Source organism: Nonomuraea sp. NPDC052129, from assembly GCF_040680095.1.
Taxonomy (GTDB): domain Bacteria; phylum Actinomycetota; class Actinomycetes; order Streptosporangiales; family Streptosporangiaceae; genus Nonomuraea.
In genome coordinates, this window is the sequence record NZ_JBFAVX010000037.1 from 56,816 (window position 1) to 83,100 (window position 26,285).

Genomic DNA, 26,285 nt, shown 5'->3' on the forward strand with positions numbered 1-26,285 from the left:
CCACCCGAGTCGCCGCTGACGCAGGCGGGACCTGGAACCGCTACGCCCGAATGACCACTCAGAGTGAACGCCCTCGGCGTGACTGGCTCGGATGCAGACCACTTGATCAGCGATTCCTACCAGTCTGAACCCCGGGGTCCTGGAGGCTCGAGCTGCTCCTACCTACGTCCGGTGGGTATCAGGCCGTGGTGGGGATGGTGCTGGGCTGATTGGAGTCCGGTGGGGGTGTCAGGCTGTGGTGGGGATGGTGCTGGGCTGGTTGGAGTCCGGTGGGGTGTCAGGCTGTGGTCGAGGCGATGCCGAGCCGGTCGAACGCGGCGGCCACGCTCGGTCCGAGCGCGGCTGGGTCGTCGGCGGCGATCTCGCGGCCGGCGTTGTAGCAGGCCAGCGCGAGCTGCGGCGCCAGCGCGGCCGTTTCGGGCGATGCGCCCTGGTCGCGCAGGATCTCACCCAGCGTCTCGGCGAGACGCCGCTGCTTGCGGTCCGCGCGGTCGCTGAGCTCGGGGTTGTCGGCGATCAGCCGCTCGCGCCGGACGTAGTGCTCCGCGTCCCGCGTCACTTCGGCGCAGATGGCCAGGGTGGTCTCACGCAGCAGAACGAGCGCCTCGGACAAGGTGGGCGCCCCGTCGAGGCGTAGCTCACGGTGCCGGCGGGCGACCTTGTCGAGCCACTCTTGCTCGTCGGCGAAAACGACCTCCTGCTTGTCACCGAAGTACCGAAAGAACGTCGTACGCCCGGCCTCGGCCCGTTCCGCTATGTCCGCGACGGTCACGTCGGCATAGCCGCGTTCGGCGAACAACTCGTACGCGGCCGCGACGATCTCGTCACGAGCTCGCTGCCGCTTGCGCACGCGGAGGGGTGGTCGAGACACCAACGCAGTCTATCGCTTTCCGAACGCGATCCATTATGGTACTCAGTACCAATTGGTACGAGATGCCTAGGAGCTGACATGCGAGCAGTGCAGATAACGGAGTTCGGCGGCCCGGAAGTGGTGGCCGTACGCGAGGTGCCCGACCCCCAGCCCGGCCCCGGCCAAACCCTCCTTCACGTGGCGCGATGCGGGGTGAACTTCGCCGACACCCTCCTGCGCGAGAACGCCTACCTCGCCCCGGCCACGCTGCCGCTGGTGCCAGGTAGCGAAGTCGTCGGCCGGACCGAGGACGGCCGACGGCTGGCCGCCATGATCGAGAGCGGTGGGTACGCCGAGAAAGCCTTACTACGGGATGACGCCGCCTTCCCCGTGCCCGACGAGGTCGACGACGTCGCCGCGGTCGCCCTCCTCATCCAAGGGCTGACCGCCTGGTGGCTGATCAACCACACCGGCCGCGTGCGATCCGGCGAGAGCGTGGTCGTGCACGCGGCGGCCGGCGGCGTCGGTTCGCTGGCCGTACAACTGGCCAAGCTGAGCGGCGCGGGCCGGGTCATCGCCACGGCCTCCACTCCGGAGAAGCGTGAACTGGCGCTGTCTCTCGGCGCGGACGCCGCCGTCGACCCCGCGGCCGAGGACCTCACCGCGGCCCTGTGCGCGGCGAATCACGGTGAGCAGGTCGACGTGGTCCTGGAAATGACCGGCGGCCCTGTCACCGACCAGAGCATCGCCGCGCTGGCCCCCTTCGGCCGACTCGCCTTCTACGGAATGGCCGGCCGGGTCGAACCCGAGAGGGTGTCGCCACGCGCACTCCAGCGCCGCTCCCTCACTGTCAGCGGTTTCTGGCTCATGAACGCCTTCGCCCAGCCGGCGACTCTTGCCAAGGCGTACGCGGAGTTGGCGGCACAGGTCGCCGCGGGCGAACTCCGCGTCATCCATGGTGGTGACCACCCGATGTCGGAGATCCAGCACGTACACGAGGAACTCCGCAGCCGCCGTACGACCGGCAAACTAGTCATCGACCCCAGCCGGTAGCCCGCTCCGGCAGTCCCGCCGAAGCCGCATGTGGGAGTCGGCCCAGCAAGCGCCCCTTCACCAGCGGCGGCGATCACGTCCTCATGCTCGGGAGCAGCGGTGGATTACGAAGGAGGTCATGTTCGGCGCCCGGATCACTCCCCCCGCCCGGGAGCAGCGGTGGATTACGAGGGAGGTCATGTTCGGCGCCCGGATCACTTCCCCCGCCCGGGAGCTGTGGGCCTGTTCAGGTCGTGAGCCCGATCACGAGCGCACGCCTGCCGGGGCGGCTGAATATCCGTCCTGGCCCGCGCGGACCATGCCGTTCGCACTCCGCGATCCCCGCCTGCGGCTCCGTCGGCGGCGAGCATGAGGACCGATGGGAGCTTTACCGGCCCAGCCGACATCTGGGCGGCGGAAGTCATACACCTGAGCGGCGACCGGCCGGTCGGTGGGTGGGGAGGTCAGTCGGGCCGGACCGGGCCGGGGCAGCGGACGCGGGAATGCCAGCGGACCGGACCGGGGTGATGCGGGTCGGCAGACGCGGGAATGTCGGCGGGTCGGGCTCAGGTGGATCGGGTCAGTGGACGATGGCCAGCATCACGTCGGACGCGGACGGCCGGTCGTCGGGGCTCTTGTGGAGGCAGGCGCCCGCGACGCTGCGCAGGGCGGGCGGTAACGGCGACAGGTCCGGATGGAAGGTGAGCACCCGGTTGAACACCGCGGGCACCGTATCCTCCCCGAACGCCGGCCGCCCCGTCGCCGCGAACATCATCGTCACAGCCCAGCTGAACACGTCGGACGGCGGCCCCACCGGGGACCCGGACAACTGCTCAGGCGACATGTACGGCGGGGTGCCGACCATCTTGCCCGAGGTCACCGTCATCTGGTCGAGCGCCCGCGCGATCCCGAAGTCGATCACTCGCGGTCCGTCCGATCCGATCAGTACGTTGCTCGGCTTGAAGTCGCGGTGGACAACCCCCGCCTTGTGGATGGCGGCGAGTGCCCCGGCTGTGGATAACGCCAGCCGCGTCAGGCTGTCCTCGTCGCGCGGGCCGTACTTGCGTACGAGATGTTCGAGCGACGGACCCTCGACGTATTCGCTGACGATGTAGGCATGCTGACCCGTGATGCTGACGTCGAGCACCCGGGCCGTGGAGAACGTCGCCACCCGCCGCGCCGCGTCCACTTCCCTGGCGAACCTGGCCCGCGCCACCTCGTCCACGAGGTCGTGCAGGACCTTGACCGCGACGCGTACGCCGTTGGGCGCCATCGCCAGATAGACCGCGCCCTGCCCGCCTCGCCCGAGCGGCTGGAGCACCCGGTAGTGCCCGATCCACTCGGGCTCGTGCGGTCGGCGCTGCTGGCTCGGGGCGGTGGTGCGCTGGTGCAGATCGAAGGGCGGGGGAGGGCTCCGGTGCAGGTGGGGAGGCTGGTAGACAGGTTTGTTGAGGCGGGCCCTGACCATCTTGGGCACGAGGATGCCCGAGTGGATGACCCCGCCCAGCCAGCTGATCGCCAGCGCGAACGTGACCAACCCCGACAGCGGGTCCGGGAACGCGTCGTACTCCGCGTAGGTCACGGCCGCCAGCAAGAACGAGCCGATGCAGATGGCATAGAAGCCCGCCGCGACGACCTGCCACGTGCTCCGCAGCCAGTAGGCCGCGAACCCGATCGTGAACGGCGTCGCCAGCCCACACGTCAGTAGCGGCAGCACCGCCCACACGATGGCCGCCGCCCACGCTCCGCCGCTGGGACGGGGCGGCTGGCTGTACGACATGGCGGGAAGACTATCGCGCAGGACTTTCACATATCGGGTGTGGACACATCTTGTGGATAACCTCCGGTCTGCCTGTGGATAGCTGTGGAAAACTTGGGGACAACGGGCCTGGAGCGTTCACCTGCGCGGTCAAGTGCGACATGATGTTGATATGGCGCGGATACCGGGAGTCGGCCTCGCGAAGGGCCTATCGGTCACTCTTCGTCACATGCTGCGCAAATCCGTGACACAGCAGTATCCCGAGGTCAAGCCCGCCCTCCCACCGCGCAGCCGTGGCGTCATCGCCCTGGTCGAGGAGAACTGCACCTCCTGCATGCTCTGCGCGCGCGAGTGCCCCGACTGGTGCATCTACATCGACTCGCACAAGGAGACCCTCCCGGCCCCTGAGGGCGGACGTCCCCGCCAGCGGAACGTGCTCGACCGGTTCGCCATCGACTTCGCCCTGTGCATGTACTGCGGGATCTGCATCGAGGTGTGCCCGTTCGACGCGCTGTTCTGGTCGCCGGAGTTCGAGTACGCCGAGGGTGACATCCGGAACCTTCTGCACGAGAAGGATCGGCTCGCGACCTGGGCTCCCACGGTTCCGCCTCCTCCGGCCCACGACCCTGGCGCCGAGCCGCCGAAGGAACTCACCGCTGCCCGCCGCCCGGCCCGTGGCCCGTCCACAGCCCGCCCTGGCAGCGCAGGCCCGGCCGTGGACCGCGCCGATAAAGCTGCTGGCCCCGCATCTGGCGTAGGTTCTGGCCCCGCATCCGGAGCGGCTTCTGGCCCTGCTTCCAGTGCCGCTGCTTCCAGTACCGCGTCCGGACCTGCCGCAGAAACCGCCTCCGGACCGGCTCCCGGCGCTGAAACCGGCGCCGAATCCGGCCCGTCATCCACAGGTCGGCCATCTGCCGAAGAGTTTTCCACAGGCACGGGCCAACCGTCGTCGCCGCCCGGCCGCGGGGAGCAGACTTCTGGCACGAGCCGACGCGGGCGCAAGATGGCCGATCCTCGATCCATCCGCCCGCCCGGGCGGCTCGACCCGGAAAAGACAAGGGAGTCCGAGGAGGATTCGTGACCGAGGCGGTGCCCTCCTATCTGTCACCCACCGGGCAAGAGATCGTCTTCTTGCTGCTGGGTGCGGTGGCGGTCGGATCCGCGCTGCTCGTCGTCACGACCAGGCAACTGGTCCACGCCGCCCTCTGGCTGGTCGTCTCCTTCGGCGCCCTCGCCGGCGGCTACCTGGTGCTGACCGCCGAGTTCGTGGCCTGGGTCCAGGTGCTCATCTATGTGGGCGCGGTGGTGGTCCTGCTGCTGTTCGGGATCATGCTGACCCGTGCCCCGATCGGCCGCTCCGCCGATCTCGACAGCGGCAACCGGTGGGTGGCGGCCGTGGTGGCGGTGGCGACGGCGGCCGTCCTGGTCACCGTGGTGATCGACGGCTTCCGCACGGCGTACACACCGCTGAAACCCGGCGCCGGCGCGGCGAAGGAGCTGGGCGCCAGCGTGTTCAGCACGTGGGTGCTGCCTTTCGAGGCGCTCTCGGTGCTGTTGCTGGCCGCGCTGATCGGTGCCATCGTGCTGTCGCGCACGGACATACCCGGGGGTCCGCCACCTGAGCAGACCGGGGGTTCTTAGTGCACATCGTCTACCCGGCGGTCGTCTCCGCGCTCCTCTTCTCCGTCGGCGTCTACGGGGTGCTCGCCCGGCGCAACACGATCCTCGTGCTGATGTCGGTCGAGCTGATGCTCAACGCCGTCAACCTCAACCTGGTCGCGTTCGATGTGTGGCTGGGCGATCGATTGCACAGCGGCCAAGTGCTCACGCTGTTCATCATCGTGATCGCCGCCGCCGAGGTCGGGCTGGGGCTCGCGATCGTGCTGTCCCTCTACCGCAACCGCCGTACGGTCGACATCGACCAGCTCCGCGACCTGTCCGAACCAGGCACGTCGGACACCTCGGCGGACCCGGCGGGTAGGTCGGGCGACCAAGCAGACTCCGGCATGCCGGGCGATCCCGCAGATCCCAGCACGTCGGATGACCCGCCGACACGTCGGCTGGGTGAGCCCGCGGTGGCAGGGGACCCGACCACGACACGGGAGAACGCGGTGACGGGGGATCCGACCACGACACCAGAGCCTGCGGTGGCGGGGGACTCGGCCACGAAAGCCGAGCCCGCCAAGCGAGGGGGCGCGTCGTGACGGTCTTCCCGCTCCTGGCCGTCGTCCTGCCGTTCGTCGCGGCCTTCGCCGGCCTGCTGCTGTCGCGCTGGCCGCGCCGGCGCCCGGAAAGCAGACCCGGTTCAGGGGGCTCTGCGGCCAACACGCGGGCGGCGTGGATCGCGGTGGTGCCCACGGCGGCCGCCGCGGTCCTGGCGCTCTGGCTGGCCTGGGCACCTGGCTTCGCCTTCCTAGAAGACGCGCCGCCGGCCCCGGCCGTCGGCCGCACCTACGGCACCATCGGCACCGGCGCCGTCCCGATCTCGCTGACCCTCCAGGCCGACGACCTGTCCGCCATCCTCGGCGTCCTGGTGACCCTCGTGGCGCTGGCCGTACAGGTCTATTCGGTCGGCTACCTCCACGACGACCCGCGCTATCCCTCCTACAGCGCCTTCATCAGCCTGTTCACCAGCGCGATGCTGCTGGTCGTCTACGCCGGCGACCTCCTCGTCCTCTACGTGGGCTGGGAGGTCATGGGCCTGTGCTCCTACCTGCTCATCGGCCACTGGTGGGAGGACAAGAGCAACTCGCGGGCGGCCATCAAGGCGTTCCTGGTCACCCGGCTCGGCGACGTCGGCTTCCTGTTCGGCATCTTTGTGCTGGGCGGCGCCGCGGGCAGCTTCCAGATATATGAAGTGCTGGAGAAGGTGCCCGAGATGTCCACGGGCACGATGGTGACCGCCACCATGCTGCTGTTGGCCGGGGTGGCGGGCAAGAGTGCGCAGGTTCCGCTGCACACCTGGCTGCCCGACGCGATGGCGGGCCCGACCCCCATCAGCGCGCTGATCCACGCCGCCACCATGGTGGCCGCCGGGATCTTCATCGTGGCGCGGCTCTTCCCCGTGTTCCAGGGCGCCCCTCCCACGCTCGACGTGCTGGCCGTCATGGCCGCCCTTGGCATGCTGGGCGCCGCCCTGGCCGCGCTCGCCCAGGACGACCTGAAACGCGTGCTCGCCTACTCGACGATCAGCCAGCTGTCCTACATGGCCGGTGGGCTTGCGGTGGGCTCCGACAGCGCGGCGATCTTCCACCTCCTCACGCACGGCGCGTTCAAGGCGCTGCTGTTCCTGTGCGCGGGCGCGGTCATCCACCACGTCGGCTCCAACCTGATGAGTCAGATGGGCGGCCTGAGACGGGCGCTGCCGGTCACGTTCGTCACGATGACGATCGGGTTCGCCGCCCTCGCGGGGCTGCCTCCGGCCAGCGGCTTCTTCAGCAAGGACGAGCTCCTGCTGACCATGGACCCCGCGCTGCCGGGTAGCGGTCTGACGGATGCCGCCGCCCTGCTGCTGTACGGCTGCGCGCTCGCGACCGTCGCCGTCACCGGGGCATACGCGACCCGAGCCTGGCTACGCACCTTCTTCGGCGAGGCGAGAGTCGTGGCGCTCCCCGAGCCCGAGCCCGGCACGGCCCACGTGGTCGACATCCGCGAGGCGCCACGCACGATGCTCGTGCCCATCGTGCTTCTCTCGGTTCCCGCCGTGCTCCTCGGGTTCGCCGGTGGGCTCCATGTGGAGCTCGGGGTGGCGGCCGTCAGCGTCGTGCTCGCGCTGCTCGGCGGCGGGGTGGTGTACGCGTTCTGGCGCAGTGACCCCTTCGCCGACCCGGCCCGGCTGCTCGGTCCCCTGCGCGTGCCGTGCGAGCGGGCGTTCTACGTGGACGGCGTCTACGCCGCCCTGTTCGTCCGGCCTGCCCTGGCGCTGGCCAGGCTAGTGGTCAGGACGGACGACGTGGTCGTGGACGGGGCGGTGCGCGGCTCGGGACGGTCCGCGCGAGGGCTGTCCGGTCTGCTGCGGCTCGCCCAGAACGGCAACGTCCAGCTCTATGTGAGCGGCGTGCTCGCCGGGGTCCTCCTGATCGTGGTGGGGGCGGTGGTGTTCACATGATGAGCTGGCTTCCTGTGGCGCTGCTGGCGGTGCCTCTGCTCGGCGCGCTGCTCCTGCTGGTGTCGCCCACCGTGTTGCGTCCATGGCTGCGGGTCTACGGGCTGGTCGTGTCGGGTGTCGCGCTGGTGCTGGCCGTGGCGATGGTGGCGACGTTCGACTACGGGCAGACGGCGCGGCCGCAGTTCGCCGTCGACCGGGAGTGGATCTCGGGGCTGGGTCTCCACTTCCACCTGGCCGTCGACGGCATCTCGCTGCCGCTGATCGCGCTGACGGCCCTCCTGACGTTCCTCTGCTTCGTCTACCTGAGCTGGGGAGACGCGCGCGGTCCCGGCCAGCTGCTGCGACCGAGAGCGGGGGGTGGGCGGCCGCGGGCACTGGTGTTCACGCTGCTCGTGCTCGAAGTCGGCATGATCGGTACTTTCCTCGCGCTCGACCTGCTGCTGTTCTTCGTGTTCTTCGAGATCGTGCTGATCCCGATGTACTTCCTGATCGCCATCTGGGGCGGCAAGGGCCGGCGGGGCGCGTCGATCAAGTTCATCCTCTACACGCTGCTCGGCTCGGTCGTGATGCTGCTCGGCCTGCTGCTCGTCTGGGCGCGCACCGGCACGCTCGACATCGTCGCCCTCGGCCAGGCACACGGCGCGGGCATGCCCAGGGCCGTGCAGATCCTCGCGTTCGTGGCGATCGGCGTCGGGCTGGCGGTCAAGACGCCCATGTGGCCACTGCACACCTGGCTCCCCGACGCGCACACCGAGGCGCCCACTGTCGGCTCGGTGCTGCTGGCCGGCGTGCTACTGAAGATGGGTACATACGGCTTCGCCAGGATCGCCATCCCCGTCCTGCCGGAAGGGGCGGCGGCGGTGGCACCATGGCTGGGGGCGTTCGCCGTGGTCGGCATCGTCTATGGGGCCCTGGCCTGCCTCGCGCAGCGCGATCTCAAGCGTATGATCGCCTACTCCTCCGTGGGCCATATGGGCTTCGTCCTGCTGGGCTTCGCCACGCTGACCACCGTGGGCATCAACGGCGCCCTGTTCGCGAACGTCGCCCACGGCCTCATCACCGGCCTGCTGTTCTTCCTCGCCGGCGCGATCAAGGAGCGCTACGGCACGGCCGACATGCGCGCACTCGGCGGCGGCATGCTGGCCGCACTTCCTCACCTGGGGTCGGTGCTGACCTTCGCGGCCATCGCCTCGCTCGGAGTGCCGGGGCTGGCCGGGTTCTGGGGGGAGATGCTGTCCCTCTTCGGCGCCTTCCAGCCGGCGGCCGGACTGCCTCGGGGGCTGTTCCTGACGTTTATGGTGATCGGCGGGCTGGGCGCGGTGCTGACGGCGGCGTACTTCCTCGTCATGCTGTCCCGCGTGACACACGGGCGCCCCGAACGCGCCCAGGCGGTCCCGGCCGCCGCCCGCTCGGGCGCTTCTGGCGTGGGCGTCCGGCCATCCGACGGGTCTGCGTTGCCGGACAGCGAGCGGTCTGGGTGGGCGGGTGAGCCGCCCGGCAGTGAGCAGGCTGCGTGGCCGGGCGAGTCGCCGGACAGCGAGCAGGCCGCGTGGGCAGGCGAATCGCCCGATAGTGAGCGGGTCACGGGGGCGATCAAGGGCGAGGGTGGCGTCGGCGGGCGGGTGTTGCGGGACATCCAGGGCTACGAGTTCGCCGCCTGGGTGCCGTTGATCGTGCTGATCCTGCTGTTCGGGCTCTGGCCGAAACTGCTCCTCTCGCTCACCACACCTGCCGTACAGACCCTGCTGGGGGCCCTGTCATGATCCAGCAGATCGACTACTCGGTCATCGCGGTGCCGCTGGTCCTCGCGCTGGTGGCCGGGCTCGTGCTGATGCTCGACGCGTTCCTTCCCAGCGGGGGACGTACCAGGACCGGGCTCGGTCTGGTCAGTCTGGCGGGCGTCGTCGTCGCCCTGGGGTTCGTCGTGGCGCAGGCCGTACGCGGTGGCGGCGCACGGGCGACCTTCTGCGTTCCCGACAGCCTCGCCACCGCGGCGGGCCCCGGAAGTGAGCCGGCGTGCTCGTTCGTGGTTGACCGGTTCACACTGATCTTCGCCGGGCTGGTGCTGGTGGCGGGCATCGTGGTCGTGCTGATGTCGATGACCCAGCTGGCCGGGGGCGGCATTCCGGCGGGTGAGTGGTATTTCCTGCTGCTCTGTACGCTGGTCGGCGCGGTGACCCTGCCTGCCTCGCGTGACCTGATCATGCTGGTGGTGGCACTGGAGCTGGTCTCGCTGCCGGTCTTCGCCCTCACCGCGCTCAAACGCTACGACGGGCGCTCCTCCGAGGCGGCGGTCAAGCTCTTCCTGGTCTCGGTCGTGTCGACGGCCGTGATGCTGTTCGGGGTCTCGCTGCTGTACGGGATCGCGGGGACGGTCTATCTCTCCCGTCTCGCCTCGGTGTTCAGCGGGAAGACCCCCGCGCCGGGTGTGGGGGCGCCGGAGACTTATTCGTCCCTGCTGGCGGCCGGTCACGGGCTACCGGGCGTGGTCACGGTCGGGCTGGTGCTCGTCGTGGCGGGTTTCGCGTTCAAGATCGCTGTGGTGCCGTTCCACGCCTGGGCGGCGGACGTCTACCAGGGCGCGCCGATCCCGGTCGCCGCGCTGCTCTCGGTGATCTCGAAGGCGGCCGGGTTCGCGGGCCTGATCCTCGTTCTGGTCACGGCGTTGCCCGGCCAGGCGTCGACATGGTCGCCCATCATCGCGGTCGTCGCGGCGCTCACCATGACGGTCGGCAACCTCCTGGCCATGCGCCAACGCTCCGCCGTACGCCTGCTGGCCTGGTCCTCGGTCGCCCAGTCCGGCTACATCCTGGCCCCGCTCGCGGTAACGGCCCAGACGGGGGCGATGACCGCTGCCCCTAGCCTTACCGTCGGTGCGGCGGGTGCGGCGGGTGCGGCGGGTGCGGCGGGTGCGGCGGGTGCGGCGGGTGCCGCCAGTGCAACAGGTGTAGTTGGCGCTGCGGGAGCGGTCGGCGCGGTGGGTGCAGGGGGCACGGTTGGCGCACCTGGTGTGACCGATGCCGTGGTGGGTGCGGCTGGCACTGCCGGTGACGTCGCCGGGGCGGTCGGGGCGTCGATGGCGTACCTCGTCATCTACGCGGCCATGAATCTGGGCGCCTTCGCGGTCGTCATGCTGATGTCGCGGACGACCGCGCGCAACGAGCTGGACGACTACCGTGGCCTCGCCTTCCGCAGTCCGGTGGCGGCGATCGCGCTGGCGTTCTGCTTGATCTGCCTGGCCGGTCTGCCGCCGGGGCTGGCGGGGCTGTTCGCCAAGGTGGTGGTGTTCCGGGAGATCATCGAGGGTGGAGCCGGATGGCTCGCGGTGGTCATGGCCGTCAACACCGTGATCGGTCTGTACTACTACGTGGTCTGGACGGCCCGGCTGTTCACCCCGGCCGAACCCGTGCCCGCCGGGGTCCGCCGGGCGCTTCCCGCCGCCTGGGTGGCCGTCGGGATCGCTGTGGTGGTGGCGCTGCTGTTCTCGGTCGCACCGCAGCTGGTGCTGGGGATGACGTCGCTGTCCGCCTCCGGGTGAGCATGCGGATGAGACAACATCCGCCTCCGGGTGAGCCAGCGGATAGGGCGTATCTCCCTCCGGAAGAGTTGGCGGAGGGGCGCGGTTCCGACCCTCTGAGCTGGCGGTTCGGTCACACTGTGCCCTCGGGCGGGCGCCACAGGGAACGATGAACCGGGGGATCGTCGTTGGACCAGGTGAACCCACACCGCGAAGGGGGGAACCTTGCACCACAACGGTCTGCGCACCGCCATTCTGCTGGGCGGCCTATCTGCGTTGATACTCGCGGTGGGAGGGTGGCTGGGCGGCGGCACCGGGCTGCAGCTCGCGTTCGTGCTCGCCATGGCGAGCAGCGGTATCGCCTACTTCTTCTCCGACCGGATCGCCCTGTCGGCGATGCGGGCGCGGCAGGTCAGCGAGGTCGAGCAGCCGATGCTCTACCGGATCGTACGGGAGCTGTCCAACGAAGCCCGGCAGCCGATGCCGCGCCTGTACATCTCGCCCACCGTGCAACCGAACGCCTTCGCGACCGGCCGGAGCCCGCGCCAGGCGGCGGTCTGCGTGACGTACGGGCTCACGCAGTTGCTCAACCCGGACGAGATGCGCGGGGTCCTTGGCCACGAGCTGTCCCATGTGTACAACCGAGACATCCTGGTCTCGTCGGTAGCCGGTGCGCTGGCCACGATGATCACTTGGCTCAGCTACGTAGCCGTGTTCTTCGGCGGGTCGGATGACGATGAGGGGCCCGGGTTCGTGGGGGCGCTGCTCATGATGGTTCTCGGACCGGTGGCGGCGGGAATGGTGCAGATGGCGATCTCCAGGACGCGGGAGTTCCAGGCGGACGAGTCCGGCGCTCGGCTGACGGGCGATCCGCTGGCGCTGGCCTCGGCGCTGCGCAAGATCGAGATGGGCGCGCGCCGGCTGCCGCTGCCGGAGAACAGCCGTCTCACCTCGGCTTCCCACATGATGATCGCCAACCCGTTCAGCGGGTCCGGGCTCGGGCGGCTGTTCTCCACGCACCCGCCCACCTCCGAGCGGGTCGCCCGGTTGGAACGCATGGCGGGCTACCGCCGCTAATCCGCCACGCTGAGGGCTCGGAGAGCTTGGCCGCACGCTATGACCGTGCTGGGACTCGTACAGTCGGGCGGACCACATGGGGACTCGTACAGCTGGAGGGCACTACGCCGTCACGTCGGACTCGGACAGTTGGATCGCGGTGGCCGGGCACACGCTCGCCGCCTCCCGTACGGCCCGATGCAGGCGCGAATCCGGCGTGTCGTCGAGCAGCAGCACGACCCCGTCATCCTCATCCTGGTCGAACACCTCCGGCGCGATCATCGCGCACTGCCCCGCACCGCAGCACTTGTCCCGGTCCACCGCCACCCTCATGATCATCAGGCGGTCACCCACTTGACGGGCACCTGCTGAAGTCCGCCGATGAGCAGTCCTTCGCGGCGGGCCAGCTCCCGAGCGGGGACCGCCAGCTCCAGCGACGGCAGCCGCCGCAGCAGCACGGCCAGAACGGTCTGCAACTCGGTACGTGCCAGCGCCTGCCCCAAGCAGGAGTACGGCCCGACGCCGAAGGCCAGATGGACGTTGGGCGAGCGACCCAGGTCCATGTCGCCGGCCTGCGCGAAGGCGTCCTCGTCGTGGTTGGCCGAGGCCAGGCTGCAGACCACCGTGGTCCCGGCCGGCAGCGTCGTACCGGCGACCTCGACCTCCTCGGTGAGGTAGCGCGGCATCCCGAATCCGGGGTTCGCGTCGTAGCGCAGAATCTCCTCGACCGCCGAGCGGATGAGGGACGGGTCCGCCAGCAGACGTTCCCACTGCCGCCGGTCGGCCAGGAGCATGGCCACCATTTTGCCGATCATGTTCGCGGTGGTCTCGTGCCCGGCGACCAGCAGGCCCTGGCAGGTGCCCAGGACGACGGCCTCCGTCATCAGGCCGTCCTCCTCGACGAGGGCCAGGAGGGCACTGATCAGATCGTCGCCCGGCTCGGCCTTCTTGGCGGCGATGTGCGCCGTGAGGTAGTCGTTGAAGTCGGCCTGCGCGGCGTCGATCTCCTTCTGCTCGAACTTCGTCATGTTAAGGAGCGTGTCGGACCAGTACGGGAACCGGAAACGATCCTCATCGGGCACCCCGAGCAGGTCGCAGATCACCCATACCGGAAGCGGGAACCCCAGCCCGGAGACGAGATCGGCCGGCGCCCCCTGCTCCACCATCGCGTCGATCAACTGCTCGCTCATCGCCACCATCCGCGGCTGCATGGCCATGACGCGCTTGACCGTGAACGCCTTGCCGACCAGCCGCCGCCACTGCTGGTGCCCCTCACCGACCGAGGTGGCCATGCCCGTCCTGCGCTTGGCGAACGATCCGCCGGAGGCGTCGGCGCTGACCCTGGCGGCGTCGGGAGCGTCCAGGTGCCGGGTGAACCGCGGGTCTGACAGCACCTGCTTGACGTCCTCGTAGCGGGTGAGCAGCGTCGCCTCATCGCCGCTGGCCAGCCGGACCCGGGCTACCGGGCATCCCTCGCGCATGCTGGCCCACTCCTCAGGCGGCTCCAGAGCGATGGGATTGCGGAACGGGTAATCGGGCGCGCCACTCACGGTGACCTCCTGATGGCCGATATGACCGCATTTAAAACAATTGCCTTATGGCCGTCAAGCAGTCGAGTTGATCTTGCGCAGGATGGTGGCGAGGTCCTCGGGGAAGAAGACCTCGTCAGTGGCCTCCAGTTCCTCAGGGCTCCACCATCGGTGACCCAGTGTGGTGGCCTTCTCGATCTCCTCCATGTGCTCGTACGAGATGTCCGTGCCCTCGGCCACCCGAACTGCGAAGAACGTCTGGTCCTGGGTGACGGCGTACTCGGCGAAGAAGAACTCGATCGTGCTCGTGCCGTACGGACCGGTGAGCCGGTCGGCCCCGGCCCGGATCCCGACCTCCTCGTGCAGCTCGCGCAGCGCGGCCTCCTGGAGCGTCTCCCGGTCCTCAGCGGCGCCGCCGATGGTGAACCAGAACGGCTCGTCGGGACGGGCGGGATCGAACCCGTGGAGCAGGAGCACCCTGCCCTGTTCGTCGATGGGCAGGGCACGGGCCGTGAACCGGCGCAGGGGGATTTTCGTCACGTCATTGGAGCTTATGCGGGTGCTCTCCGGATCGCGGACGTGGTGCGGTGGGCCGGCGCTTCACTCGGAGTCGCCGGATGGCTGTTCGAGAGGGAAGAAGAGCGGGCTGAGCAGGTATTGCGCGCGGTCCGGCGTCGGCTGGTTGGCCAGCAGGGGCAGGAGTACGCGACGCAGCCCATTGATCATCTCTTCCAACTCGCCGCGGTTGAGCCAGATGGCGTGCTGCCGGTAACCGACGAGATCCGCGACCGGATCGGCGTTCTCGCGGTCGAGGTAGGCGTTGAACTCGGCGACCAGGACCGCCATCGAGGTGGCGAAGACTCGCCGGTGGTCGTCGGGCGACAGCGCCGCGAGCGCGTCGGCGTCGACGGTGACCCGGTCGAGGCGTAGGCGGTAGTGGCGTTCCACCGCGCCACGCACCCTCCTCTCGTCGGCCACCTCCAGGATTCCGCCGGACGCGAGCAGGTCGACGTGCCGATAGACCATGGCCTTCGAGACGTCGGGGATCCGGGCGCACAGCTGAGTGGTGGTGAGTGAGCGCCCGCCGCGCATCGCGTGCACGATCCGTAGTCGTACCGGATGTGCCAGTAGCTCCAAGGATTCCATCCGAACAACGATCTCATGTTGTGCTACCGTTCGCAAAACAGTAGAAAGGTTGGTGTCGGGATGATGGTGGAAATGGGCCCGGCGGCGGCCGCCACGGCGGTCGTCGAATTGGCGGAGAATGGGCACTTCGCGGACATCGAGCGGCTATTTGCCCCGCCGCTGCGAGCGGTGGTGTCCGCTGAGGCGCTGCGCGTCGAGTGGGAGGGCCTGATCTCCAGGATCGGGTCGATCTCGGCGTTGGGGACACCGGTGAGCGAGCCGATCAAGGCGGGGCTGACCCGGGTGAGCGTGCCGGTGACGTGCGAGCGGGGCGGGTTGACGGTGGTCATGTCGGTCGACGAGACCGGCCTGCTGCAGGGTCTGCGGCTCGCGCCCCCGCTCACCGAGCAATGGACGCCGCCGCCGTACGCGCGTCGTAAGAGTTTCGACGAGCACGAGGTCACCGTGGGTTCCGGCGCGCTGGCCGTACCCGGGACATTGAGCCTGCCGCGCGGGCGCGGCCCGTGGCCCGGCGTGGTGCTGCTCAGCGGCGGCGGACCGTTCGACCGAGATGAGACCAGCGGCCCCAACAAGCCGCTCAAGGACCTGGCCTGGGGGTTGGCCAGCCGTGGAGTGGCGGTGCTGCGCTTCGACAAGGTGACCTACACCCACGCCGGCCAGTCCGACTTCACGATGACCGACGAGTACGTCCCGCACGCCGTCGCCGCCATCCACCTGCTGCAGCGCCACCCAACCGTGGATGCCGCCAGGGTGTACGTCGCCGGCCACAGTATGGGCGGCAAGGTGGCCCCGCGAGTCGCCGCCGCCGAGCCGTCCGTGGCCGGTCTGGTGCTGCTGGCCGGTGACGCCCAGCCGATGCACCAGGCCGCCGTGCGCGTCGTCAGTTACCTCGCCTCCCTGGACCCCGGCGCGCAGGCCGCCGCCGAGATGATCACGCGGCAGGCCGCGATGGTCGACAGCCCCGACCTGTCGCCCGACACGCCCGCCGCCGAGCTGCCGTTCGGCTTTTCAGGGGCGTACTGGCTGGATCTGCGCGGCTACGACCCGGTGGCGACCGCGGCGGCACTGGACAAGCCGATGCTCATCCTGCAGGGCGGCCGCGACTACCAGGTGACCGTCGCCGACGACCTCGCCCGCTGGCAGGCAGGTCTCGCCCACCGGGCGGACGTCACGATCCGCGTCCACGACGCCGACAACCACCTGTTCTTCTCCGGATCAGGCCCGTCCACTCCCGCGGAATACGAGTCGCCGCAGCATGTCGACGCGGCCGTCGTCGCCGACATCGCCGACTGGCTGGCGGGCTGACCACATTGACTCGACACTTGAACGAAGGGCACGGCAATGATCGGAGAAACTGCGGCGGATGCTTCCTCCAAGACCGCTGAAGAACAGCTGAACTGGCTGCTGGGCGCGTCAGCCCGAGCTCCGCTGCCGGACGATGAGATCCGTCAGCGCCTGGCACCGGCCCTGCTGGACGCGAGCGGCGGGCCGGACGGACTCAACGCCGCGCTGGCCGGGGTGGGCAGGCTCGCGGCAGGCAAGATCCTCACGACGCGACCGGATCTGGCCCAGGCGGAGGTGCGTGGTCCTACTGCCGACTACCTCCTCACGGTGCGTGTGGACGGGGCAGGGCTCGTGGACAACCTCCGCCTGACCCCGGACCAAGGCGAGCCGACCTCGTGGACACAGATCGACACGCGCCTGGCCGAGTTGGGAACACGCGTGTCCTTCGCCGCTGCGGAGATCGAGCCGGACGGACAGTGCCGGATCGCCCACGGCCTCGCCGCCGACACGCAACGGCCGATCGGCTCGGCGTTCAAGCTGTACGTCCTGGGCGCGCTCGCCCAAGCCGTCGCGGAGAAGCGAGCCGCGTGGGACGAAGAGCTGGCGATCCGCGAGGACTGGAAGAGCCTGCCCTCGGGCACACTGCAGGACCGCCCGGCCGGCACCACCCTCCCGCTGGCGGCGTTCGCCGACCACATGATCTCGATCAGCGACAACACCGCTACCGACCACCTGATCCACCATCTGGGCAGGGACATTATGGTGCGCCAGCTGTCGCTGTTCGGCCACCGGCAGCCCCAGGAGAACATCCCGTTCCTCACCACCAAGGCGCTCTTCCAGCTCAAGGCCGCCCCGGATGCGGCTCGGGCACAGCAGTACCTGGCCCTGCCGCGACACGAGCGCGCCGCCGCGTTACGGGAACTGGAACGGCGGCCCCTGCCTGACGTACGAAAGACCTGGCCCCAACCGAACAACATCGACCAAATCGAATGGTTCGCCTCGCCGGCTGACATCTGCCACGCGTACGCGGGGCTGCTGCGGCTCGACCAGCCCGAGATCCACCACGCGCTGTCACTCAACGACGACGGGCTCAACCTGGACGCGGCCCAGTTCCCGGCAGTTTGGTACAAGGGCGGCAGCGAGCCCGGCGTCGTGACCATGCACTACCTCGCCCGCACGGCCGACGGCCGCGCTCTGGCCACCAGCCTCATGGTGTCCGACCCCACCACCGCACCCGACACGATGGACGTGGCGACCAAAGGCCAGTCCATCATCCGAGGCGCGTTCCACCTCCTGTCGCTGGCACGGTGAACGCGTCGCCCCTGCACGGGCCGGATGTCGTGGGCACCTCCGCATCTGTCACCGAGTACTAGGGGATGCACATTGCCGCCCCGTACGCGAGCTAGAGGCGGCGGGCCGGGAGCCGAGTCAGCCTCGCGCGGATCGGCCGCGGCGGCGTGCGGACACGTGCGCCGCCTCTGTTGCCTGCCCGCGCACCCTCTTGGTCGCAGACCATGTCCACCGTCTCAAGCTCGGCCATCCGTCCCGGCTAGTCGTCAGGGTCGCCGAAAGCTTTGCGGATCTTGGCCGCGCCGTACTGGCCCGACGGATTGCAGATCGGGCACGCGCATGGCGGCCTTCCATGGGCCAGAGATCCCGTCAGGCCCACCGCTCACCGCACGAATGCCGCTGCGCCGCATCGACCGCGTGTTCTTGGCCGAGGTGACGTGAACGAGCATGGTCATGGTGACGCCCCTGACGAGTCGGGCGGCCGATGACCAGCTATTGGCACTTCCCCTTGAGCCACGCGCTGAGCTGGGATGTGTAGTCGGTCGCCATCCGCTTGGTCGACCGATCGAGCGCGGCCTGCCACGCGCTCTCGTTCAGCGTCCACGAGGGCGGCGGTTCCTCCCATTTGGTCACCTCCGGCCAGCTGGGCCCGCCGGTCAGCACCCGCGCCAGGCCCGCGGCGGTGACGCGCCTCTTGAGCTCGGCCGCGATATCGGCATCATGGGAGTACAGGATGATCTCCTGCGACCCGTACCGCTCCTTGACCGGATCCAGGACCTCGGCCCACGCCCGCGACTTGATCGTGGCGTCGGCGCCGAGCAGGAACTGCCGGGTCTCGGGCTTGATCTCGACCAGCCCGATCATGCCATCGGCCTTCATGGCGGTCAGCCACTCGCGGAAGGTGTAAACGGTCTCACCGCTGAAGCTCCCCCGGTTGATCGTCCGCCCCTTGAGCGCGGTGTCACCGGCGGCCCACCAGATGTCGGTGATGTTCTTCTTGATGCCGCTCAGGCCCCAGGTGGAGGTGTTGTGCCACATGACGGCCTTCGTACCGTCTTTGGTGAGCTGCAGATCCGCCTCGACACCTGCCGCACCCCAGCCCTTGTATTTTCGGATGGCGGTGGGGCTGTTGGGCTGGCGTACCTGATCCCGGTTCCAGGTGTCGGCCCCGTTGGCGCCGCTGGGGTAGCCGCCATGCCCGAATATCTGCGGACAGGGCGGTAATGCGGCGCTCGCCTGGGCGGGACTGCCCGCAGGAAGTACGGTGGCCAGCACACCCACGGACAGACCGGCCACAACGCGCGATAACGCCAAGACCCTCACCTTTCGCTCACCCAATTACGCCAACCCTGGCATATCCGGATCACTGCGAGGCCTCGGATACGGCGACCAGCGGCCTGTCGAGGCGGTGCGTCGGGCACCGAGCGTCGTCCGGGCCCGCCTAGCACTGGTAGACCTTCACCACGTCGCCAGGGCGCTTCAGCGCACGATCGCTCAGCCCACAAGTAGGGGCGCCGTTTGACACGTGCTCATGGACAGCGGAGGCCCGAGGCACAGGAGAAAACGCGTGCCCTTGTGGACAGCGCGCTCGGCCGTGTGCCCCGGATATGCCCTGCGCGATCTCTGACGTACGGCGGGGCGCCTGCTACCTGTAGTTCACGAACTGCAGGGCGATGTCCAGATCCTTGCCCTTGAGCAGGGACATGACCTCCTGGAGATCGTCCTTCTTCTTCGAACTGACCCGAAGTTCCTCACCCTGGATCTGCGCCTTGACACCCTTGGGTCCCTCGTCGCGGATCAGCTTGGAAATCTTCTTGGCGTTCTCCTGGTCGATGCCCTCCTTGAGCGAGACCAGCATGCGATATTCCTTGCCGGACAGCTTGGGCTCGTCCGCGTCGATGATCTTCAGGGAGAGGCCTCGCTTGACCACCTTCTCCTTGAACACGTCGAGCGCGGCCCCGGCCCGCTCCTCGCTGTTGGCCTTGATCTCGATACTCTGCCCGGACCAGCTGATGCTGGCCCCGGTGCCCTTGAAGTCGAAGCGGTGTCCGATCTCCTTGACCGTCTGGTTCAGCGCGTTGTCGACCTCCTGGCGGTCGATCTTGCTGACGATGTCGAAAGATGAATCGGCCAAAACGCACATCCTCTCGCTGCGTAAGCATTAGGCGGTATCCGGTTCCAGATCTTGCGGACCTCGAAACGCGCCCTCTGCGAACGCGGACCCCAGCGTACGAGCCTAGCCAGCATCGGCGCGTCGTGCAGGGCGCCGGGCCTTGATCCACCCGCCACACCGAAGGATCACCGGCGTCGCTTTCCGATTAGGGCGTTTTTCGATGGTGTTGGTGGCGATTGCGCGGGTGCCTGAGGCCGCCACCTACTGGCGCGCGAAGCTCATCCTCACTGTACGAGCCCCGGGAGCGCCGGCTGGCCAGCACGAACGCGACCACCTTCAAACAGACGAGCCGCAGCGCGACCGGATCGGGCCGGACCCTCCGCCTTCTCGAATCACGTTTGCTCGGGTCAGAGACATCATTCCGGGTGATCGCCTGCTCGTCGTCGAGGTAGGCCAGAGCTAGCCCCCGCTCTGCGACCTCCTCGGCGCCCTGGTCCCTGACAAGCCGTTGTCGCAGGTCAGGGACGCGGGCCCGCTCAAAGGGACGGTTCGGTCGATGGTGGGGCGAATAACGTTTCGGTGGAGCAGGTAGGCGGGATCCGGTGTGGGACAAACCGGTGTCACGTGTACCTCGGAAGTCCGCTATTCTTCTGATGTCGCCGCGAGAGCGGATGGCGCGGCAGGTTGCCCGAGTGGCCAAAGGGAGCGGTCTGTAAAACCGTCGGCTCAGCCTACGCAAGTTCGAACCTTGCACCTGCCACACCAACGGGAAGAGGCCCGTCACCAGCGGAAATGTGGTGACGGGCCTCTTGCGTTGTATCCGGTTGCCTACAGGCGCGGACTGCGAACGCCACGATCGCGATCGCGATGTTGCGATCCTCGGTCGCCCCGGCGGGCGACCGCCACTCGGCCATCGCGGTGGATCTCCACCACGTCGCAGACTCCGACGAGGGCGAGGCCGTCATGCCAGTCGGGAAGGGCATGCATGGGGTCGTATGGCGCTACGTGTCTCGTGTCCTGGCTCGTGGACGCGCTGATACATGAGGATGCCACGGCCGGTTGACGCGTCGTCAGCTTGGCTAGCAGTGCCGCGCCCGGGTTCCGCCCGGCGGGCGGCGTCGCGTTCTATGAGCTCAGCGTGGGCGGTCTGTTCAGTCCCGCGCCGGTCAGGTCAGCGTGGCGGCGGTGAACCAGCGGCCAGGTCGCCGACAGCGGCGCCTGCTCGGCGGCGTGCGGGCTGCTTACTCGAGTGCGAGGCCGGTCTCCTCCAGTGGCTTGGCACACTCAGCCAGGTCGGCCAGGCGCTCAGGCACTGCGGAGAGTTCGGCGCGGTCGCAGCTGATCTCACTGCGGAAGAGCCACACCCAACTCGGCATCGTGTCCGCTGGCCAGCGAGGATCACAGACGTGGAGAAGTGGCGGGACTGCGAAGGCCAGATCAGCCTGCTAGATGAGGGCTCTTCCGCCAACTAAGTAGCGCAAAGCAGCGTCTCACATACCGTTCGTGTCCACGCGGAGCCACAGGGGACGCCATTGCCCAGCAAATCCAAGTCAGGCAACCAGGGTGGGGCATGGGGCTGCCTCGCCGTAATCGCCTTTGTTGTGGTCGGCTGCAACGCCCTCTTCGTCGGCAACGACCAAGAACCCGCAGCCGTGGCCAGCGCACCTCCGATCACGTCGCACACCGTCTCCTGGACGCCGACACCGGAACCCGTTGAGGACATCGAAGACCTCGACGAGGACGGCATCGAAGACCGCTACGACGAAGACAAAGACGGCGACGGCGTCATCAAGTCCCGCGACCGCGACGACCGCGACCGCGATAGGGGGCGGCGTTCGCCGAAGCGCACTCCCAGACCCAAACCCGTAGCGGAGCCGGAGCCGGCGCCGCTCGCCAGAGCACGCCCAGGCGGCTTCTGTGGCAGTCCCGGAGCGGTAGGTGTCGCGTCGAACGGGCGCACCTATACCTGCCGCGACAGACACTGGCGGCGGTAACGCCTCGTGTGACCTACTCACCACACGCAACAAGCCTGAAGGGGGACGACATCATGATCATCGTCTTCATCACCGAAAAGGGAGACTGCTGGCATACGAGACGGGACTGCCATGGCCTGGTAGGCGGCCAGATGAGCAGCGAATCCGTAGGTCGGGAACCGTGCGCGCTCGACGAGGTGGAACTAAATGCGGCCGTCGCAGCAGGCAAGAAGGCGTGCGGTGTCACCACCTGCGCAGGCGCAACCTCTTAGCACCCGCGCGGTAGATTGATCAACGACAGAGCGGCTCCCACCACCATGGCGAGCCGCCCTCAACCCGGCTGCTGATCAAACCGCCCGCGCCGAGAACGGCCATGGCACGGGCCCGCAAGGCGTAATGCTTGATCGTTCCCCATCCGTTCCCGGAAGAGCGCTTCGAGTCGATTACGTGCAGGTCAGGGCCCTTCTTGCGGCGGGGCTGTAAAACCGTCGGCTCAGCCTACGCAAGTTCGAACCTTGCACCTGCCACACCAGCGGGAAGAGGCCCGTCACCAGCGGAAACGCGGTGACGGGCCTCTCGCTTTGTGTCCGGCCGTCCACGGGTGACACCGAAGCTCTACGGTTGATCGTTCTCTAGCGATCTTGGTTGATGGGTCGCAGCGCCTGGGATGTGTCTGCGGCGACACTGGCTCCCGCGACGCGCGTCTACCGTCAGAAGGAGCGTCACAGAGCCCTCAGGAAAGGACTCAAACACCTTGGGACGGCAGCGCAGCTACTCCGACAGCACACTCGCCGCCCTCTACGCGCTGGCGCAGGGTACGTGCTACTGGCCTGACCCTCCGTGCGATCAGCCAATCGTGAAGATGATCGATGGCATTCCGAACTCAACGTAGAGAAAGCCCACATCTACGCAGCTAATCCCGGCGGTCCTTGGGAGCATGACGGCCTGGGTCCGGAAGAGCTGGATGACTTCCCCAACATCATCCTGCTCTGCCGCCCACACCACCGAAGGATCGACGGGCGCAGACGAGATCTCTATCCGCCGCAGGTGTTGCAGGAATGGAAGCGCCGGCGGGAGGGCCTGGGACTGATGGTTCTGGAAGGCATGGGGAGGCTTACGGAGGAGCGGCTGCATGACATCTTCGTGGAGGCCAACGAGATGCTCGCTGGCCGAATGAGGCTCACGATGGACGAATTTGCCGCATTCGACGCGGAAGCAGCAGCGCTTCTACGCGCCCTCATTGAAGAACCGGCCGAAGCGCGGCTGAATGCGGTAGGTCTTGATCCAGACCTCATCATCATGCTGAGCAGTTCCTCTGACCGCCTCGTAAGCCTGGGAGACTACGCCCCAATGCTCGTGCAGGCGAGCCTCGCTCTTTCAGCATTCCGCCCGGCTGCAGGCCCGGCACGGGCTACCGGTCTGACGCGGCGCCAAGTCGTTCGGATGGCGCTGATGCAGAGTTGGGCGGTGGCCGCGGCCGGGTTGCTGCTGGGTCTGCTGGCTGCCGCCGGGACGCTTACGGCCGCGCTGACCGTCACCAGCAGCGTCACCGGAGTCGCGACGGTGGCCGTTCCCTGGCCGCTGGCGGGCACGATGGTGGCGGGTGTCTTCCTGACGACCGGGGTGACGGACGTGCTCACGACCCGTGCGGCCCTGTCCCGCTCTGGTGTCGCTGCTGCGGACCCGCGAGTGATACTGCCGCCACGCACTCCGGCCGGCGTGGCTAGCGCCGGCCCGCTACGAGCTGCCGGCGCGTCGATGTCACGAGGAGGCTCCTGAATGGGCGTCGAAGGGCGGCGGTGCGGCCGGAGAGGCTTGAGCGTCTTCCTGGTCCTCGTCGGCCAGGAGTTGTTCGGCGTCCAGCCGGGATTGCAACCGACGTAGGACGATGTCGTCGATGTGGCGGCGATCGCGGAGCTGGATCAGGGTGGCGCGCTGGACCTGGAGCAGGGCGAGCTTCAGCTGCCGGGCGTGCTCCGCCGCTTCCGCCTGGCCGTGGCGTCCGGGACCGGCGAGGTCGCGGGCGAGCGCGTCGGCGATGTGAGCGGGTGTGCCGAGGCGGGCGGCCTGCTCGGGAAGGGCGGTCAGGGCCGCGCGGGTGATCTCGCGGACGGCCAGGCGCTCCTCCTGGGCCTGGGTGGGGTCAGCGGGCAGGCGGGCCCAGCGGATGAGGGCGGGCAGCGGCGGTCCGAGCAGGACCAGGCTGGTCAGGATGACGATGGTGGTGATGAACACGATGGCGTCGCGGTCTTGAACGGGTAGTCCTTGCGCGGTGAGGGCGGGCACCGACAGGGCTGCGGCCAGGGAGATGGCGCCGCGCATGCCGGCCCAGGCGAGCGGCAGCCGGTGCCGGGCCGCGATGCGTCGTTCGCGCTGGCTGGGCCGCCGGTCGAGGAGCCGTACCAGGTAGGGGACGGTGTAGAACCACAGCAGCCGCACGCCGATGACCACGGCGCTCACCGCCAGGGCGAGCAGGAGCGCGTGCGGCAGCGCGAAGGACGACAGGCCGCGCACCGCGGCCGGGAGCTGCATGCCGACCAGGACGAACAGCGCTCCGTTGATGAGGAACGTAGTGACCTCCCAGAAGGAGACGGCCTGCAGCCGGGCGGCCGGCGGGATGAGCCGGGGGCCAACCTGGCTGAGGGCCAGGCCGCAGGTGACGACCGCCAGGACGCCGGAGGCGTGTAGGAGTTCGGCGGGAAGGAAGGCGGCGTAGGGGGTCAGGACGCTCAGGCCGCTGTTGAGCATGGGGTCGCGCCAGCGGCGGCGGATGACAACGATGACCCCGGCGACGGCGAGCCCGGCGGCGATGCCGCCAGCGTAGGAGACGATGACGCGCAGCGTGGTGCCGCTCCAGGAGAACGGCACACCCTCCACGGCCGCTTCGAGCGCGACCGCGAGCAGCACCAGCGCGGTGGCGTCGTTGATCAGGGATTCGGCGCGCAGCATGGTGACCGTACGGCGGGGCAGCCCGCGGGCCACCGCCGCCACGGCCACCGCGTCGGTGGGGCCGAGCACCGCGCCCAGCACGAACGCCAGGGGCCAGGACAGACCAGTGGCGTGGGCCAGAACCGCCACCGCCGCGGTGGTGAGCACGACCAGGCCGGTGGCCTGCAGGGTGATGGAGCGCAAATTGGCCCGGATCTCGCGCAGCGAGGTCGTCAAGGACTCGTAGTACAGCAGGGCCGGCAGGAACAGGAACAGCACGACCTCCGGCGGCAGCGGGATGTCGCCGAAGTGGGGCAGCAGCCCGATCAGGGCCCCGCCGGCCAGCAGCAGCATGGGCTCGCTGAGCCGCAATCTCCTGGCGATCCAGGTCAGGGTCAGCATGGCCGTCACCACGACGACCACAATCTCGATGCTTCGGTGGCTCATCGGCGGGGTCTCCTGAAGGGTTGCTACTGGAGGGGCACAAGACGGACGAGGCGGCCGGGACTGGCGTCCTCCACGTACCAGACGCTGCCGTCGCCGGCCACGGCGACGTCCCGGATCCGGCTGCTCATGGCCCAGCGTTCGGCTTCGCGGGCGCGGCCGGCCGCGTCGATGATGACGCGGACCAGGGACTCGGAGACCAGACCGGCGAGCAGGAGGGAGCCGTCCCAGGCGGGGAAGGCGTCCCCGTGGTAGAAGGTCATGCCGCCGGGCGCGATGACGGGAGTCCAGGACAGCGCGGGAGCGTGCAGGTCGGGGCGGTCGGCATGGCGAGCCAGGGGCGCGCCGTCGTAGTCGGCGCCCTCGGACACCAGGGGCCAGCCGTAGTTCTCACCGGGACGCAGCACGTTGAGCTCGTCGCCGCCTTGCGGACCCATCTCGCTCTGCCACAGGGTCCCGTCCGGGGCGTGGGCCAGGCCGTAGCTGGTGCGGTGGCCGCTGGTCCAGACCTGGCCGCGCACGCCGCCCGAGGCGGCGTCGGGGTTGTCGGCGGGGGTGGAGCCGTCGGGGTTGAGGCGCAGCACCTTGCCCAGGGAACGGTCGCCGTCCTGGGCGCCGGAGGGGTCGGTGGAGTTGCGGGCGGAGTCGCGTACGGCCAGGAACAGGTGGCGGCCGTCCGGGGAGAAGGTGATGACGCCGCCCCAGTAGCTGCCGTTGTCGCTCTCCTGCCGCCAGATGATGTCGATGGCGGTGAGGCGGGCGGTGGTGCCGTTCTCCTCCAGCCGGGCTCGGGCCAGGCGCAGGCCGCCGTCGAGGCCGGGCGCGGAGTAGGTGAAGTAGAGCAGGCGGTCGGTGGTGTAGCCGGGCGAGGCGGCGATGTCGAGCAGGCCGTTCTGGATTCCGGTGGAGACGGGTGGGACCCCGTCGACCGGCTGGACGGAGCCGTCGGTGGTGAGCAGGAGGAGCCTGCCGGCCTTCTCGGTGACCAGGACGCGGCGGTCGGGCAGGAAGGCGAGGGCCCAGGGCCTGTTCAGGGCGGCGATGGTGGCCGGTTCGAACGGGCGGCTCTGACCAGCAGCGTCCTGATCGGTACTACGGCCGTCGGAGGTGGCGATGGTGGTGGCAGCGGGGCCGGCGGGTGCCGCGGTGATGGTGCATCCGGCGACCACGATGAGCGCCAGGGCCGCACAAGCCAGGACGGTCGGCACGGTGCGTGGCATGGCTTGTCCCTTCTACGGGTGGTACGGGTCGGGCGC

The 26,285-nt window shown here is 68.9% G+C and carries 22 protein-coding genes, 1 tRNA gene and 1 pseudogene; 14 read left to right on the forward strand and 10 right to left on the reverse strand.

Annotated features, from left to right (window positions below):
- Nucleotides 1-277 precede the first annotated feature (277 nt).
- Nucleotides 278-871 (reverse strand): helix-turn-helix domain-containing protein, encoded by a 594-nt coding sequence (locus tag AB0L53_RS48615; protein WP_364010410.1) that lies wholly within the window; start codon nucleotides 869-871, stop codon nucleotides 278-280.
- Between the two features lie 78 nt (nucleotides 872-949).
- Between AB0L53_RS48615 and AB0L53_RS48620 the strand changes: the two genes are divergently transcribed.
- The gene (locus AB0L53_RS48620; protein ID WP_364010413.1) at nucleotides 950-1,903 is read left to right on the forward strand and encodes a zinc-binding dehydrogenase; all 954 of its coding nucleotides are present in this window, start codon (nucleotides 950-952) and stop codon (nucleotides 1,901-1,903) included.
- Between the two features lie 559 nt (nucleotides 1,904-2,462).
- Here the strand turns inward: AB0L53_RS48620 and AB0L53_RS48625 are convergent.
- Nucleotides 2,463-3,662 carry a serine/threonine-protein kinase gene (locus AB0L53_RS48625; protein ID WP_364010416.1) on the reverse strand — a complete coding sequence of 400 codons (1,200 nt, stop codon included), beginning with the start codon at nucleotides 3,660-3,662 and terminating at the stop codon, nucleotides 2,463-2,465.
- A 208-nt stretch (nucleotides 3,663-3,870) separates the two neighbouring features.
- On the opposite strand from AB0L53_RS48625, the gene AB0L53_RS48630 reads away from it, so the two are divergent.
- The 7 genes and pseudogenes from AB0L53_RS48630 (at nucleotide 3,871) to htpX (ending at nucleotide 12,343) form a co-directional block, all read left to right on the forward strand.
- Nucleotides 3,871-4,722 carry a 4Fe-4S binding protein gene (locus AB0L53_RS48630; protein WP_364010419.1) on the forward strand — a complete coding sequence of 284 codons (852 nt, stop codon included), beginning with the start codon at nucleotides 3,871-3,873 and terminating at the stop codon, nucleotides 4,720-4,722.
- Complete coding sequence (locus AB0L53_RS48635; RefSeq protein WP_357954888.1) at nucleotides 4,719-5,282, forward strand: NADH-quinone oxidoreductase subunit J; 564 nt, start codon at nucleotides 4,719-4,721, stop codon at nucleotides 5,280-5,282. The genes AB0L53_RS48630 and AB0L53_RS48635 overlap by 4 nt, the downstream gene beginning before the upstream one ends.
- Nucleotides 5,282-5,566 (forward strand): annotated as a pseudogene (gene nuoK / locus AB0L53_RS48640) (NADH-quinone oxidoreductase subunit NuoK); the annotation flags it as partial. The gene AB0L53_RS48635 and the pseudogene nuoK, both read left to right, overlap by 1 nt.
- Nucleotides 5,567-5,841: 275 nt before the next feature.
- Nucleotides 5,842-7,749: an NADH-quinone oxidoreductase subunit L gene (locus AB0L53_RS48645; RefSeq protein ID WP_364010422.1), complete on the forward strand. Its 1,908-nt coding sequence runs from the start codon at nucleotides 5,842-5,844 to the stop codon at nucleotides 7,747-7,749.
- Nucleotides 7,749-9,512: an NADH-quinone oxidoreductase subunit M gene (locus AB0L53_RS48650; RefSeq protein WP_364010615.1), complete on the forward strand. Its 1,764-nt coding sequence runs from the start codon at nucleotides 7,749-7,751 to the stop codon at nucleotides 9,510-9,512. Before AB0L53_RS48645 ends, AB0L53_RS48650 begins: the two co-directional genes overlap by 1 nt.
- On the forward strand, nucleotides 9,509-11,287 hold the full coding sequence (locus AB0L53_RS48655; RefSeq protein WP_364010425.1) for an NADH-quinone oxidoreductase subunit N: 1,779 nt from the start codon (nucleotides 9,509-9,511) through the stop codon (nucleotides 11,285-11,287). The genes AB0L53_RS48650 and AB0L53_RS48655 overlap by 4 nt, the downstream gene beginning before the upstream one ends.
- Before the next feature lie 204 nt (nucleotides 11,288-11,491).
- The gene (gene htpX, locus AB0L53_RS48660) at nucleotides 11,492-12,343 is read left to right on the forward strand and encodes a zinc metalloprotease HtpX (RefSeq protein ID WP_364010428.1); all 852 of its coding nucleotides are present in this window, start codon (nucleotides 11,492-11,494) and stop codon (nucleotides 12,341-12,343) included.
- Nucleotides 12,344-12,445: 102 nt separating this feature from the next.
- Here the strand turns inward: htpX and AB0L53_RS48665 are convergent, their stop codons facing one another.
- Genes AB0L53_RS48665 through AB0L53_RS48680 form a run of 4 tightly spaced genes read right to left on the reverse strand, consistent with a single transcriptional unit; the run spans nucleotide 12,446 to nucleotide 14,997 of the window.
- A complete protein-coding gene (locus AB0L53_RS48665) occupies nucleotides 12,446-12,655 on the reverse strand; it encodes a ferredoxin (protein ID WP_364010618.1) in 210 nt (69 codons plus the stop codon).
- 5 nt (nucleotides 12,656-12,660) lie between these two features.
- A complete protein-coding gene (locus AB0L53_RS48670) occupies nucleotides 12,661-13,872 on the reverse strand; it encodes a cytochrome P450 (protein WP_364010431.1) in 1,212 nt (403 codons plus the stop codon).
- A gap of 54 nt (nucleotides 13,873-13,926) precedes the next feature.
- On the reverse strand, nucleotides 13,927-14,391 hold the full coding sequence (locus tag AB0L53_RS48675) for an NUDIX domain-containing protein (RefSeq protein ID WP_364010434.1): 465 nt from the start codon (nucleotides 14,389-14,391) through the stop codon (nucleotides 13,927-13,929).
- 60 nt (nucleotides 14,392-14,451) lie between these two features.
- The gene (locus tag AB0L53_RS48680) at nucleotides 14,452-14,997 is read right to left on the reverse strand and encodes a helix-turn-helix domain-containing protein (protein ID WP_358554014.1); all 546 of its coding nucleotides are present in this window, start codon (nucleotides 14,995-14,997) and stop codon (nucleotides 14,452-14,454) included.
- A gap of 60 nt (nucleotides 14,998-15,057) precedes the next feature.
- Here AB0L53_RS48680 and AB0L53_RS48685 point away from each other — a divergent pair, with 60 nt between their 5' ends.
- Nucleotides 15,058-16,302: an alpha/beta fold hydrolase gene (locus tag AB0L53_RS48685; protein ID WP_364010437.1), complete on the forward strand. Its 1,245-nt coding sequence runs from the start codon at nucleotides 15,058-15,060 to the stop codon at nucleotides 16,300-16,302.
- 36 nt (nucleotides 16,303-16,338) lie between these two features.
- On the forward strand, nucleotides 16,339-17,592 hold the full coding sequence (locus AB0L53_RS48690; protein ID WP_364010440.1) for a serine hydrolase: 1,254 nt from the start codon (nucleotides 16,339-16,341) through the stop codon (nucleotides 17,590-17,592).
- A gap of 471 nt (nucleotides 17,593-18,063) precedes the next feature.
- On the opposite strand, the gene AB0L53_RS48695 is transcribed toward AB0L53_RS48690, so the two are convergent.
- Together AB0L53_RS48695 and AB0L53_RS48700 are read right to left on the reverse strand one after the other, a co-directional pair.
- Nucleotides 18,064-18,885 (reverse strand): glycerophosphodiester phosphodiesterase family protein, encoded by an 822-nt coding sequence (locus tag AB0L53_RS48695; RefSeq protein ID WP_364010443.1) that lies wholly within the window; start codon nucleotides 18,883-18,885, stop codon nucleotides 18,064-18,066.
- A gap of 331 nt (nucleotides 18,886-19,216) precedes the next feature.
- On the reverse strand, nucleotides 19,217-19,714 hold the full coding sequence (locus AB0L53_RS48700; protein WP_357954907.1) for a YajQ family cyclic di-GMP-binding protein: 498 nt from the start codon (nucleotides 19,712-19,714) through the stop codon (nucleotides 19,217-19,219).
- A 648-nt stretch (nucleotides 19,715-20,362) separates the two neighbouring features.
- Between AB0L53_RS48700 and AB0L53_RS48705 the strand changes: the two genes are divergently transcribed.
- From AB0L53_RS48705 to AB0L53_RS48720, 4 genes are all read left to right on the forward strand, one after another.
- Nucleotides 20,363-20,444 (forward strand) — tRNA-Tyr (locus tag AB0L53_RS48705).
- Between the two features lie 772 nt (nucleotides 20,445-21,216).
- Complete coding sequence (locus tag AB0L53_RS48710) at nucleotides 21,217-21,678, forward strand: hypothetical protein (protein WP_364010446.1); 462 nt, start codon at nucleotides 21,217-21,219, stop codon at nucleotides 21,676-21,678.
- Nucleotides 21,679-21,731: 53 nt separating this feature from the next.
- A complete protein-coding gene (locus AB0L53_RS48715; RefSeq protein WP_364010449.1) occupies nucleotides 21,732-21,929 on the forward strand; it encodes a hypothetical protein in 198 nt (65 codons plus the stop codon).
- 568 nt (nucleotides 21,930-22,497) lie between these two features.
- Entirely contained in the window at nucleotides 22,498-23,436 is a 939-nt protein-coding gene (locus tag AB0L53_RS48720; RefSeq protein WP_364010452.1) for an HNH endonuclease signature motif containing protein, read from the forward strand.
- Here the strand turns inward: AB0L53_RS48720 and AB0L53_RS48725 are convergent.
- Both AB0L53_RS48725 and AB0L53_RS48730 read right to left on the reverse strand, forming a co-directional pair.
- Nucleotides 23,419-25,032, reverse strand: coding sequence for a Na+/H+ antiporter (locus tag AB0L53_RS48725; RefSeq protein ID WP_364010455.1), 1,614 nt, complete (start codon nucleotides 25,030-25,032; stop codon nucleotides 23,419-23,421). The genes AB0L53_RS48720 and AB0L53_RS48725 overlap by 18 nt on opposite strands.
- A 23-nt stretch (nucleotides 25,033-25,055) precedes the next feature.
- Nucleotides 25,056-26,249 (reverse strand): PQQ-dependent sugar dehydrogenase, encoded by a 1,194-nt coding sequence (locus tag AB0L53_RS48730; RefSeq protein WP_364010458.1) that lies wholly within the window; start codon nucleotides 26,247-26,249, stop codon nucleotides 25,056-25,058.
- Between the last annotated feature and the right edge of the window lie 36 nt (nucleotides 26,250-26,285).

Coding starts and splice junctions, on each gene's coding strand:
- AB0L53_RS48650 (WP_364010615.1), top strand. CDS start 7,749: ATGAGCTGGCTTCCTGTGGCGCTGCTGGCGGTGCCTCTGCTCGGCGCG.
- AB0L53_RS48730 (WP_364010458.1), bottom strand. CDS start 26,249: ATGCCACGCACCGTGCCGACCGTCCTGGCTTGTGCGGCCCTGGCGCTC.
- AB0L53_RS48620 (WP_364010413.1), top strand. CDS start 950: ATGCGAGCAGTGCAGATAACGGAGTTCGGCGGCCCGGAAGTGGTGGCC.
- AB0L53_RS48655 (WP_364010425.1), top strand. CDS start 9,509: ATGATCCAGCAGATCGACTACTCGGTCATCGCGGTGCCGCTGGTCCTC.
- AB0L53_RS48715 (WP_364010449.1), top strand. CDS start 21,732: ATGATCATCGTCTTCATCACCGAAAAGGGAGACTGCTGGCATACGAGA.
- AB0L53_RS48680 (WP_358554014.1), bottom strand. CDS start 14,997: ATGGAATCCTTGGAGCTACTGGCACATCCGGTACGACTACGGATCGTG.
- AB0L53_RS48690 (WP_364010440.1), top strand. CDS start 16,339: ATGATCGGAGAAACTGCGGCGGATGCTTCCTCCAAGACCGCTGAAGAA.
- AB0L53_RS48685 (WP_364010437.1), top strand. CDS start 15,058: ATGATGGTGGAAATGGGCCCGGCGGCGGCCGCCACGGCGGTCGTCGAA.
- AB0L53_RS48625 (WP_364010416.1), bottom strand. CDS start 3,662: ATGTCGTACAGCCAGCCGCCCCGTCCCAGCGGCGGAGCGTGGGCGGCG.
- AB0L53_RS48725 (WP_364010455.1), bottom strand. CDS start 25,032: ATGAGCCACCGAAGCATCGAGATTGTGGTCGTCGTGGTGACGGCCATG.
- AB0L53_RS48700 (WP_357954907.1), bottom strand. CDS start 19,714: ATGTGCGTTTTGGCCGATTCATCTTTCGACATCGTCAGCAAGATCGAC.
- AB0L53_RS48665 (WP_364010618.1), bottom strand. CDS start 12,655: ATGAGGGTGGCGGTGGACCGGGACAAGTGCTGCGGTGCGGGGCAGTGC.
- AB0L53_RS48630 (WP_364010419.1), top strand. CDS start 3,871: ATGCTGCGCAAATCCGTGACACAGCAGTATCCCGAGGTCAAGCCCGCC.